Annotated in this window: 13 protein-coding genes; 10 read left to right on the top strand and 3 right to left on the bottom strand. The window is 71.3% G+C overall.

Translation table 11 applies throughout. The features are described 5' to 3' along the window. The first annotated feature begins 2 nt into the window (after positions 1-2). The 3 genes from Q9S36_RS39805 to Q9S36_RS39815 are packed head-to-tail and all read left to right on the top strand — an operon-like array spanning position 3 to position 2905. Positions 3-773, top strand: a complete 771-nt coding sequence (locus tag Q9S36_RS39805; RefSeq protein ID WP_311290277.1) for a lysophospholipid acyltransferase family protein — start codon at positions 3-5, stop codon at positions 771-773. Then, positions 763-1914 (top strand): NAD(P)H-dependent glycerol-3-phosphate dehydrogenase, encoded by a 1152-nt coding sequence (locus Q9S36_RS39810; RefSeq protein WP_311290278.1) that lies wholly within the window; start codon positions 763-765, stop codon positions 1912-1914. Before Q9S36_RS39805 ends, Q9S36_RS39810 begins: the two co-directional genes overlap by 11 nt. After that, on the top strand, positions 1814-2905 hold the full coding sequence (locus Q9S36_RS39815; RefSeq protein WP_311290279.1) for a D-alanine--D-alanine ligase family protein: 1092 nt from the start codon (positions 1814-1816) through the stop codon (positions 2903-2905). Before Q9S36_RS39810 ends, Q9S36_RS39815 begins: the two co-directional genes overlap by 101 nt. On the opposite strand, the gene Q9S36_RS39820 is transcribed toward Q9S36_RS39815, so the two are convergent. After that, positions 2902-3381: a DUF3515 family protein gene (locus tag Q9S36_RS39820; RefSeq protein WP_251450050.1), complete on the bottom strand. Its 480-nt coding sequence runs from the start codon at positions 3379-3381 to the stop codon at positions 2902-2904. The genes Q9S36_RS39815 and Q9S36_RS39820 overlap by 4 nt on opposite strands. 53 nt (positions 3382-3434) lie before the next feature. On the opposite strand from Q9S36_RS39820, the gene thiL reads away from it, so the two are divergent. Beyond that, positions 3435-4421: a thiamine-phosphate kinase gene (gene thiL, locus Q9S36_RS39825; protein WP_311290280.1), complete on the top strand. Its 987-nt coding sequence runs from the start codon at positions 3435-3437 to the stop codon at positions 4419-4421. Between the two features lie 3 nt (positions 4422-4424). On the opposite strand, the gene rsmD is transcribed toward thiL, so the two are convergent. Together rsmD and Q9S36_RS39835 are read right to left on the bottom strand one after the other, a co-directional pair. Beyond that, complete coding sequence (gene rsmD / locus Q9S36_RS39830) at positions 4425-4985, bottom strand: 16S rRNA (guanine(966)-N(2))-methyltransferase RsmD (protein WP_311290281.1); 561 nt, start codon at positions 4983-4985, stop codon at positions 4425-4427. A 4-nt stretch (positions 4986-4989) separates the two neighbouring features. Further along, positions 4990-5589: a 1-acyl-sn-glycerol-3-phosphate acyltransferase gene (locus Q9S36_RS39835; protein WP_311290282.1), complete on the bottom strand. Its 600-nt coding sequence runs from the start codon at positions 5587-5589 to the stop codon at positions 4990-4992. 74 nt (positions 5590-5663) lie between these two features. Here Q9S36_RS39835 and Q9S36_RS39840 point away from each other — a divergent pair, with 74 nt between their 5' ends. From Q9S36_RS39840 to mutM, 6 genes are all read left to right on the top strand, one after another. Next, on the top strand, positions 5664-7820 hold the full coding sequence (locus Q9S36_RS39840; RefSeq protein ID WP_311290283.1) for an ATP-dependent DNA helicase RecG: 2157 nt from the start codon (positions 5664-5666) through the stop codon (positions 7818-7820). A gap of 45 nt (positions 7821-7865) precedes the next feature. Further along, positions 7866-8363 carry a pantetheine-phosphate adenylyltransferase gene (coaD, locus tag Q9S36_RS39845; RefSeq protein ID WP_251450042.1) on the top strand — a complete coding sequence of 166 codons (498 nt, stop codon included), beginning with the start codon at positions 7866-7868 and terminating at the stop codon, positions 8361-8363. A gap of 51 nt (positions 8364-8414) precedes the next feature. After that, positions 8415-8969 carry a YceD family protein gene (locus Q9S36_RS39850; RefSeq protein ID WP_311290285.1) on the top strand — a complete coding sequence of 185 codons (555 nt, stop codon included), beginning with the start codon at positions 8415-8417 and terminating at the stop codon, positions 8967-8969. A 2-nt stretch (positions 8970-8971) separates the two neighbouring features. Further along, positions 8972-9181, top strand: a complete 210-nt coding sequence (gene rpmF, locus Q9S36_RS39855; protein ID WP_013586329.1) for a 50S ribosomal protein L32 — start codon at positions 8972-8974, stop codon at positions 9179-9181. A gap of 19 nt (positions 9182-9200) precedes the next feature. Beyond that, positions 9201-9920, top strand: coding sequence for a ribonuclease III (gene rnc / locus Q9S36_RS39860; protein ID WP_396653935.1), 720 nt, complete (start codon positions 9201-9203; stop codon positions 9918-9920). Further along, positions 9913-10838 (top strand): bifunctional DNA-formamidopyrimidine glycosylase/DNA-(apurinic or apyrimidinic site) lyase (gene mutM / locus Q9S36_RS39865; protein ID WP_311290284.1); only part of this gene is annotated, 926 nt, incomplete at its 3' end. The genes rnc and mutM, both read left to right, overlap by 8 nt.

Below are 10838 nucleotides of genomic sequence, written 5' to 3' on the forward strand. Positions count from 1 at the left end.
GCATGGGCACCGCGTCCCGCATGCCGCGGGCGTCCCGCGAGAAGAGCCGTCCGAGCTTCTTCTGGCCGGTCGCCGCCGTCGTCGCCCCGCTCATCTCGCTGCTGTTCAAGCTCGAGATCGAAGGGGCGGACAAGCTCCCTCGCGAAGGCGCCTACGTCCTCGCCCCGAACCACTACTCCGAAGCCGACCCCCTCGTGGTGGCGCTGGCCGTGTGGAAGGCGGGCCGCGCCCCCCGGTTCATGGCGAAGGAGAGCCTGTTCCGTGTACCGGTCCTCGGGTGGATCCTCCGCGGCACCGGGATGGTGCCGGTGGCACGGTCGTCGTCGGCGTCCTCGGCGCGGCAGACCCTCGAGCTCTCGCGCGCCCTCGTGGCCGACGGCCGCGGTGTGATCGTCTATCCGGAGGGGTCCCTCACGCGCGAGCCCGACCTGTGGCCCATGCGGGGGAAGACCGGCGCCGTTCGCCTGGCTCTGGCCGGAGGCATCCCGGTGATCCCGATGGCTCACTGGGGTGCGCAGCAGATCCTTCCCCGGTACGGCAAGCTGCGGCTGTGGCCGCTGCGGCGGCCGGTCAAGGTGGTCTTCGGCGATCCCGTGGACCTCGGCCGATTCGCGGGCGAGCCGACCCAGAGCGCGCAGCTGGTGGCCGCGACGGACGTCGTCATGGCGGACATCGCCGGCTTGCTGTCGCATCTGCGCGGTACGCCCGCGCCCCCCGCACGGTGGAATCCGTCCGACCACGGACAGAGGGAGACCGGTCGCCTTGAGTCGTAGATCCGAAGCGCAGCGGTCGGAGGCGGCCCGTCCTCGCGTCGCCGTGATCGGAGCGGGCAGCTGGGGGACGACCTTCGGCAAGATCCTCGCCGACGGCGGGGCGAACGTCACGATGTGGGCGCGCCGGCCCGAGCTCGCGCACGAGATCAACGAGGCCAAGCGCAACAGCGGATATCTGCCCGGCATCAATCTGCCGCGCGAGATGTCGGCGACCCACCACCTCGCGGAGGCGCTCGCGGGTGCCGAGCAGGTCTACCTGTCGGTGCCCAGCCAGGCGCTGCGCGAGAACCTCAAGGCCGTCCGCGCCCTGGTCGCCGACTCCGACGCGCCCATCGTCTCGCTCATGAAGGGCGTCGAGCGCCGCACGGGGCTGCGCATGAGCCAGGTGATCGAGCAGGAACTGCACTGCGACCCATCGCGCATCGCCGTCGCCTCGGGCCCCAATCTCGCCCTCGAGATCGCCCGGGAGCAGCCGACCGCGGCGGTGATCTCCTCCACGAGCCAGGAGACCGCCGACGCCGTCGCGCGACGGGCGCGCAACCGCTATTTCCGCTCGTTCGTCAACACCGACGTCATCGGCACCGAGTTCGGCGGCGTACTGAAGAACCTCATCGCCGTGGCCATCGGCATCGTGGACGGGGTGGGGTACGGCGAGAACACGAAGGCCTCCATCATCACGCGCGGGCTGGTCGAGATGACCGACTTCGCGGTGGCGCAGGGCGCTCATCCCGAGACGCTGCAGGGCCTGGCCGGACTCGGCGATCTGATCGCCACGTGCCAGTCTCCGCTCAGCCGCAACAACACCGCGGGGCGCCTGCTGGGACAGGGCTACGACTTCCAGGACGTCGTGAAGCAGATGCAGCAGACGGCGGAAGGACTCGCGTCGGTCGCGCCCGTCCTTCAGCTGGCCCGCGAGGTCGGTGTGGAGATGCCGATCGTGGAGCAGGTGAAGATGGTGCTGGACGGCACGATGGACCCTCGGGACATCGCGCCGCACCTCACGACAGACGACGACACCCCCCAGGGGGAGAGGACGCAGAATGGACAGGCCGGCGGTGGCGGTGCTCTTTGGCGGTCGCTCCAGCGAGCACTCGATCAGTTCCGCAACGGCGGGAGGGGTCCTTCGGGCGATCGACCGTGAGCGCTTCCGGGTGATCCCGATCGGCATCACCCGCGACGGCGCGTACGTCCTCGAAGACGACGATCCCGACAAGTTCGCGCTCGACCCCGAACGTCTTCCCGAGGTCGTCGACAACGGCACCCGCGTGCGCTGGCCCGATTCCGCACGCTCTCGCGAGCTGACCGTCGTGGACGAGACCGGAGAGCGGTCCCTCGGTGAGGTCGACGTGGTCCTCCCCATCCTCCACGGGCGTTTCGGCGAAGACGGCACGATCCAGGGCCTCCTCGAACTCCTCGACATCCCGTACGCCGGTGCCGGGGTCCTGATGTCGGCGATCGGGATGGACAAGCACACCACCAAGAGCATCCTCAAGGCCGCCGGCGTGCCGGTCGTCCCCTGGGTGACCCTGACGCGGGCGGCCCGGGATCGGGACCGCACGCTCTGGGAGGGGCGCGTGCGCTCCCTCGGCCTCCCGGTGTTCGTCAAGCCCGCGCGCGCGGGCTCCAGCGTCGGCGTCTCGAAGGTCACGGAGTGGTCCGAGCTCGAAGCGGCGCTCGACACCGCCTTCGACGAAGACGGGACCGTCCTCATCGAGGAGTCGATCACGGGTCGAGAGCTCGAGTGCGGCGTGCTGCAAGGCCGCGGCGGGCAGCATCCGCGCGTCAGCGTCGCCGGCGAGATCGTCATCTCGGGCCGGGACTTCTACGACTTCGAGGCCAAGTACCTCGGCGCGCCCGGCATCGATCTGGTGTGCCCCGCGGACCTGCACGACGGTGAGCTGGCCGAGATGCAGCGGATCGCCGCGCGAGCCTTCGAAGCCGTCGGCGGCGAGGGGCTCGCGCGCGTGGACTTCTTCTTCACCGGTGCGCAGTTCTACGTCAACGAGGTCAACACGATGCCGGGCTTCACGCCCATCTCGATGTTCCCGACCTGCTGGATCGCATCCGGCATGACCTACCCCGAGCTCATCTCGGACCTCATCGACACCGCACTCGAGCGCGCGGCCGCCTAGGCGTCGGGCTCGAGCCCCTCGGGATCGGTGCAGGCACCGGTCTGCGGCAGGGTGCCCACCGCGATGCTGACGGCGTCGAGCACCTCGTTGGGCGAGACGACCTCGTTGTCGAGGTACACCTCGACGGCGGGGGTCCGGCCGTAGGTCGTCAGCCGGAAGCGGGGGGACTCGGACTCGTCGACGAGCCAGTCCACGCCGCCGATGGTGATGCACCGGTCGGTCGTCGGGCCGGGCGGGGCGATGCCGCACGTCAGCAGGACCGCGGCGGGGTCCCCCCATGCGCCGGTCGCCTGAGCGTCGGTCCAGCGGCGGGGCTGCCCGTCGACGTCGGCGGGGAGGCGGACGGTCACGTCCGCGCACGCGGGGTCGTCGGCGGCATCAGCCGGCTCCATCGCGACGCTGGAGCTGCACGAGGCCAGGCCGGCCGTGAGCGCTGCGACGACGACGAGGACGGGCAGGCGAGCAGGGCGGGGCACCGTTCCAGGCTAACCCTCCCGTCGGCACCGTCCGGCCGCACTACCGTGGAGGGATGACCGCGACCGACCCGACCGTCCGCGACCTGTCCGAGGGGGACGTGCTGCGCACGGTCCTGGGGCGGCTCGGACCCTCCTCCGCGCTCGTCGGCCCGGGGGACGACGCGGCCGTCATCGCGGCACCGGACGGCCGCGTGGTGGCCACCACCGACACCCTGGTGCACGGGCCGGACTTCCGCCTGTCGTGGTCGCGTGCCTTCGACCTCGGATGGAAGTCGGCCGCGGTCAACCTCGCCGACGTGGCAGCGATGGGCGCCCGGCCCACCGCCCTCCTGGTCGCTCTCGCCCTTCCCGAGGACACCCGCCTGTCGTGGGTCGCGGAGTTCGCGGACGGGTTGCGCCAGGCCTGCGCCCGACTCTCACCGGGATGCGCCGTCGAGGGTGGAGACCTCACGGTGTCCGACACCCTGACGATCGCGGTGACGGCCCTTGGTTCGCTCGACGGTCGTGAGCCGGTCCTCCGCACGGGTGCACGACCCGGTGACATCGTCGCCATCGCGGGTGAGACGGGATCTGCCGCGGCCGGACTCGCCGCGCTCTTCGCGCGATTCACGGATGCCGGGGGTCACCCGGTCCGCTTCGATCCCGCCCGCGCCGGGGCGGACGCCGCTGCGATCGACGCTCAGCTGCGACCGCATCCTCCGATCGCCAGTGGCGCAAAGGCGGCGCAGCGCGGGGCGACGGCGATGATGGACGTGTCGGACGGCCTCGCGCTGGATGCCACACGTCTGGCGGACGCGTCCGGAGTCAGCCTCGCGCTGGCCTCGGAGCACCTGGGTTCGGATCCCGCACGCGCGCTGGCCGGCGGTGAGGACCACGCGCTGCTGGCGACGTTCCCCGCCGACGTCGGGCTTCCCGACGGTTTCCGCCGGATCGGCGTGGTCACCGTGCGCAGTGCCGCGCCGCTCCTGGTCGACGGGTCGGCCCTCGACGGGCGGACCGGCTGGGACCCGTACCGGGATTGGGATGCCGAGCGGGGATGACCCCTACGCCGGAGCGAGCCACCACAGCGTCGTGTCGCCGTAGCGCTTGTGTCGGACGTGGACGAGGCCTGCCGGGAGGGCGGGTTCGGGGGAGCGCGCGGCGCGCTCGACCACGACGGTCGCGCCGGCATCCACGCGCGGCCTCAGCAGCTCGAGCGTCGCGGTGAGCTCCGCCTCGCCGAGGTCGTAGGGCGGGTCGAGGAAGACCAGGTCGAACGCGGTGCCGGCGAGCCGCAGGAAGGCGTCCGCGGTGGTGCGATGCACGCGCACGGCCGCGGAGGATCCCGATGCGGTGGCCACCTTGCGCGCGTTGCGCTGGAGGACGGATGCCGCGCGTGGCGCCTTCTCGACGAGGTCCGCCGTCGCCGCACCACGGCTGAGCGCCTCCAGCCCCAGCGCACCTGATCCGGCGTACAGGTCGAGCACGCGTGCGTCCGCGAGCGCATCGGCGGATTCGAGCGCTCCGAACAGGGACTCGCGCACGCGGTCGCTCGTCGGGCGCGTCCCGGTGCCCGGAACCTCCAGGGTGAGCGAACCGGCCGCTCCCGAGATGATGCGCGTCACATGCTCACGATACCGGCGCGCCGGTGCCGTGCCCGGTCTCGTCGCGCAGCCGGGGCTCGGTGCGCAGGTGGGGACGCAGCCCCGCCTTGTCGGCGTAGAACGCGCGGACGCGGTCCATGTCCGCAGCGACGTCCCCGGTGAGCTCCAGGGTGATCCCGAGACCGGTGGTCATCGTGGTGCGATCGACGTACCCCAGCGTCACCGGCATGCCGGTGTCGCGCGCGATGCGATAGAACCCGGACTTCCAGAACGAGTCCACGCCCTTCCCGCGGGTCCCCTCCGGAGTGACGACGAGCCCGAACACCTCGCCGGCGCGGATGCGGCCGACGACGTCGGCGACGACCCGCTGCGGATTGCGGCGATCCACCGGGATGCCGCCGAGCGCGCGCATGATCGGCCCGCGCCAGCTGCGGAACAGACTCTCCTTGCCCAGCCAGCGGACGTCGATCCTCAGTCGCCATGCGATGGCGAGCATGAGGACGAAGTCCCAGTTCGAGGTGTGAGGGGCGCCGATGAGCACGGTGGGCCTGGTCGGGGCAGGGGTCGTGGCGAGCCGCCAGCGGCTGAGAGCCCAGAAGACGCGGGCGACGAGAGAGCGGATCACGCACCTACGCTATGTCGGATCCGGCCCGTCGCGCGCGTGCGACGCTGTCGGAGCGGATGCCTAGACTCTTCGTCATGGCGTCCTTCTCCCTCGACTCCCGCCTGGACGGCGCGGTCGGCGGCAAGACGGCATCCGCCCTCGAGCGGGCCTTCGGGATGCGGACGGTGGGCGATCTGCTCACCCACTATCCCCGGCGCTATGCGCGTCGCGGGGAGCTCACCCCCATCGCCTCCCTGCCGGTGGGCGAGTCCGTCACGATCGTCGCCGACGTGCGCCGGGTCAACGAGCGCCGCATGCAGAATCGGAAGGGCTCGCTCCTCGAGGTCGTGATCGGCGACGGCAACGGCGAGCTGTCGCTGACCTTCTTCAACCAGTCGTGGCGGATGAAAGAGCTGCGGCCCGGCCGGCGCGGGATCTTCGCCGGCAAGGTGGGGGAGTACCGCGGCGCGATCCAGCTCGCCCACCCCGACTACGAGCTCTTCGACGACGAGCTCGAGGCCCAGGTCAACGCGCATTCGTACGCCACGGTCCCCATCCCCATCTACCCCGCGACCTCGACGGTCGCGAGCTGGCAGGTCGCGAAGATCGTCGACCTCGTCCTCGACGGACTCGGCGGGGTGCCTGATCCGCTCCCGGACGCGGTGCGCTCCGCCGAGGGGCTGCTGGACGCGCGGACGGCGGTCGAACGTGTCCATCGCCCCGAGACCGTCGACCAGATCGAGCCGGCGCGCGAGACCCTGAGGATGCACGAGGCGTTCCTGCTCCAGACCGCTCTCCTGCAGCAGCGGGCCTTCGTCCGCGCCCTGTCCGCGACCCGACGCGTCCCCGGGGCCCTGCTCGAGGGCTTCGACGAGGCGCTTCCCTTCCCTCGCACCCCGGATCAGGTCGCGGTGGGCGATCAGATCGAGCGCGATCTGGAAGGCGACTGGCCGATGAACCGGCTGGTGCAGGGAGAGGTCGGCTCCGGCAAGACGCTCGTGGCGCTTCGGGCCATGCTGCAGGTCGCCGAGAGCGGCGGCCAGTCCGCGCTCATCGCCCCCACCGAGGTCCTGGCCGCCCAGCACGTGCGCTCCATCGCACGCATGCTCGGGCCGCGACTGGCGCCCGAGATGATGCCCACACTGCTCACCGGACAGCTCCCCGCGGCCGAAAGACGCAAGGCGGCGCTGCGCGCGGCATCCGGACAGGCGCGCATAGTGGTGGGCACGCACGCGCTGCTGAGCGAGAGCACCACCTTCGCCGATCTGGGGCTGGTGGTCGTCGACGAGCAGCACCGGTTCGGCGTCGACCAGCGCGAGCAGCTGCGCGCGAAGGGCTCGTCGCCGCACGTGCTGGTGCTGACGGCCACGCCGATCCCTCGCACCGTGGCGATGACGGTGTTCGGCGATCTTGATGTGTCGACGATCCGCACGATGCCGGCGGGACGTGCGGGTATCGAGACCTTCGTGGCCCCGCTGGCCGAGAAGCCGGCATGGTTCGCCCGCGTGTGGGATCGCATCGCCGAAGAGGTCCGGGTCGGTCGGCAGGCGTTCGTGGTGTGCCCGTCCATCGACGCCGAGGCGCAGAGCAGAGACGACACCGCAGACCCTGTGATCGAGGATGCCGCGACGAACCGCACCCGGTGGGGCGTCGTTCAGGTCGGAGAGCTGCTGGAGCGCCATCCCGCGTTCGCCGACATCCGCGTCGAGATCCTCCACGGCAAGATGCCGAGCGACCACAAGGACGCCGTCATGCAGGCGTTCGGCCGGGGCGACATCGACGTGCTCGTGGCGACGACGGTGATCGAGGTGGGGGTCGACGTGCCGAACGCCTCCACGATGGTCATCCTCGAGGCCGATCGTTTCGGCGTGTCGCAGCTGCACCAGCTGCGCGGACGCGTGGGGCGCGGCGGGGTGCCCGGGCTGTGCCTCCTGGTCACCGAGTCCACGGCGGGGTCGCCCGCGCGCGATCGCGTGGACGCCGTCGCCGCCACTCTCGACGGGTTCGCGCTCGCCGAAGTGGATCTCACCCTCCGCGGCGAGGGCGATGTGCTCGGAGACGCGCAGTCCGGCGCACGGTCGTCGCTGCGCCTGCTGCGGGTCGTCACGGACGCCGACGTGATCGCGCGCGCGCGCGAGGCCGCCGCGGCGGTGCTGGCCGAGGACCCGGCCCTCACCCGCCACCCCGAGCTCGCCGCGGCGCTGAGCCGCCGCGTCGGCATGCAGGAGCGCGCGGCCCTCGCGAAGAGCTGACGAGACGACGCCGGCTCCCGGTGCCGCTTCGCTAGGCTGGCGATCGTGAACAGCCGGATCGCCGTCGTCCCCGGGTCCTTCGACCCGCCGACCCTCGGCCACCTCGACGTCATCCGCCGTGCCGCCGCGCTCTACGACCAGCTGCACGTGCTGGTCGTGCACAATCCCGACAAAGAGGCCATGCTGCCGATCGCGCAGCGCCTGGCCCTGCTGGAGCAGTCGATCACCGACGAAGGCATCGACGGGGACGTCGTCGTGGCGTCGTGGAGCATGGGGCTGCTGGTCGACTATGCCGTCGACGTGGACGCGGGGGTTCTCGTCAAGGGCATCCGTTCGCAGGTCGACGTGGCCTACGAGACGCCGATGGCCATCGTCAACCGCCACCTCGCACACGTCGAGACCGTCTTCCTCCTCCCCGATCCCGCGCACGCGATGGTCTCCAGCTCGCTGGTGCGGCAGGTGGCCGCGCTCGGCGGCGACGTGTCGCCCTTCGTGCCACCGGCCGTCGCCCGCTTCCTCAGCACCGGTGCGGACGAGGGCTGAGCCCCGACGCCGCGTCCGCCGGTACGATGGTGGATCGTGGTCAGAAAGCATGTGACGGGTCCGTTCGTCCTTCCGGTGAGAGACATCGCGCACCGCTCCGGCGAGATGCGCGAGCACGAGCTCGAGGTGCCCGCTCCAGGGAAGTGGGGCGAGGGGCTCGTCGCCGTCGAGGCGGGCGAGCCCGTCGACCTGGACGTGCGTCTGGAGTCCGTCCACGAGGGCATCCTGGTCTCGGCGACGATCGACAGCACGTACCGCGGCGTCTGCGGACGCTGCCTCACCGACATCGCCGCGCCCGTCGAAGTCGAGATTCAGGAGCTTTTCGCGTATCCTGGCTCGGAAGCAACTGACTTCGAGGTTCAAGACGACCACGTGGATCTTGAAACCGCGGTCAGGGATGCGATCGTCCTATCGCTTCCGTTTCAGCCGGTGTGCCAGCCGGATTGCCCCGGCCTCGACCCGGCCACGGGCGAGCGGATGGCCACAAGCACCGGTTCGCATGACAGCGAGCCCATCGATCCGCGGTGGGCCGCGCTCCAGGACTACACCCCAGACCACGACGACGAAGCGCCACGCCTCGGCGTCGAGAACACAGAAGAGAGCTAGCCATGGCAGGTAACCCCCCGAAGCGGAAGGTCTCGCGTTCGAACACCCGCTCGCGCCGCGCGCAGTGGAAGGCCGAAGCCCCCGCGCTGGTCAAGACCATCGAGAACGGCAAGGTCGTCTACAGCCGCCCGCACCAGGCGAAGGTCGTCACCGACTCGCAGGGCACGGAGCTGTTCCTCGAGTACAAGGGCCGCAAGGTCGCCGACGTCTGATCCCGTCAGGCAGCGGATTGTGACCGAGGTCACACCCGTGCAGGACGGCGGCGTCACGCCGGTCACCGTGCACACCCTCACGCAGAAGCTCGGAGTCGACATCGACCCCGAGCTTCTGTCGCTGGCGCTCACGCATCGCTCCTGGGCCTACGAGCACGGTGGCGCACCGCACAACGAGCGTCTGGAATTCCTCGGGGACTCCGTGCTGGGCCAGGCGGTGACGGTACAGCTGTACCGCGAGTATCCCGATCTCGACGAGGGGATCCTGGCCAAGCGTCGCGCGGGTGTCGTCTCGACCGTCGCGCTCGCCGAGATCGCCCGCGGCATCGGACTGGGCGAGCACCTGCTGCTCGGCCGTGGCGAAGAGCTCACGCGTGGTCGCGAGAAGGACTCCATCCTCGCCGACACGATGGAGGCCGTCTTCGGCGCCGCCTATCTGTCGGCCGGGGCGGATGCCGCGGCTGCACTCGTCCTCAGACTCGTGCGCCCGCTGCTCGAGGATCCCGAGCGCGTGGGCGCCGCCGTCGACCCGAAGACGACCCTGCAGGAACTCGCGGCCCGCAGCGGCTTCCCGCCGCCGGTGTACGCCGTGACGGCGACGGGACCCGATCACGACCGGGTCTTCACGGCCACGGTCGTGGTCGGCGACATCGAGACAGCCGGGACGGGGACGAGCAAGAAGCAGGCCGAGATGGCGGCGGCGCTCCACGCGTGGCGCGACCTCAGCGGCCGTGCCTGAGCTCCCCGAGGTCGAGGTCGTCCGGTCGGGACTCGCGCCCGCCGTCACCGGCGCGATCGTGACCGGCGTGAGCGTGCTCGACGACCGCGCACTCACACGGCACCGCGGCGACGCCGTCGACTTCGAGTCGCTGCTCACCGGGCGGACCATCCGCGCCGCCGTGCGGCGCGGGAAGTTCCTGTGGCTGCCGCTCGAACCGGCCGACGGCGGCCCGGCCGCCCGTGACGCGGTGGTCGGTCACCTCGGAATGAGCGGACAGCTGCTGCTGCGCGCCACCGGCGCCGCCCCCGAGCGCCACGAGCGGGTGCGCCTCGACCTCGCGCATCCCGAGCACGGTGACCTGTCGGTCGTCTTCGCCGACCAGCGGACCTTCGGCTCGCTCGCCGTCGACGACCTCACCTCCACCTCCGACGGCGCGGCCGGAGGTCATGGCTCGCCCGAAGCGACCGTGCCCGCCCAGGTCGCGCACATCGCGCGCGACCCGCTCGATCCGGCGTTCTCGGATAGCGGATTCCGCGCGACGCTGGCCACGCGCACGACTGCGATCAAACGGGCCCTGCTGGACCAGACCCTCCTGAGCGGTGTCGGCAACATCTACGCGGACGAGTCGCTGTGGGCTGCCCGGCTCCACCCCGACACGCCTGCCCGGGAGCTTCCGACGCGCGCGGTGAACCGCCTGCTCGCCGAGATCCGGCACGTGCTCGAGAAAGCCCTGGCCGAAGGGGGCACGAGCTTCGACGCGCAGTACGTCAACGTCAACGGTCAGGCCGGGTACTTCGCACACTCGCTGAACGCCTACGGGCGCACGGGTGAGCCGTGTCCTCGGTGCGGTCGCCCGATCGTCCGCGTGTCGTTCACGAACCGATCGAGCCACTTCTGCCCGCGCTGCCAGCCCCGGCCTGCGAGCAGGCGCACCGG

This window comes from Microbacterium sp. ARD31, assembly GCF_031844425.1.

Bases quoted from the DNA above. Each gene is read 5' to 3' on its own strand.
- rpmF (WP_013586329.1), top strand. From the start codon at position 8,972: ATGGCAGGTAACCCCCCGAAGCGGAAGGTCTCGCGTTCGAACACCCGC.
- Q9S36_RS39815 (WP_311290279.1), top strand. From the start codon at position 1,814: ATGGACAGGCCGGCGGTGGCGGTGCTCTTTGGCGGTCGCTCCAGCGAG.
- Q9S36_RS39805 (WP_311290277.1), top strand. From the start codon at position 3: ATGGGCACCGCGTCCCGCATGCCGCGGGCGTCCCGCGAGAAGAGCCGT.
- thiL (WP_311290280.1), top strand. From the start codon at position 3,435: ATGACCGCGACCGACCCGACCGTCCGCGACCTGTCCGAGGGGGACGTG.
- Q9S36_RS39840 (WP_311290283.1), top strand. From the start codon at position 5,664: ATGGCGTCCTTCTCCCTCGACTCCCGCCTGGACGGCGCGGTCGGCGGC.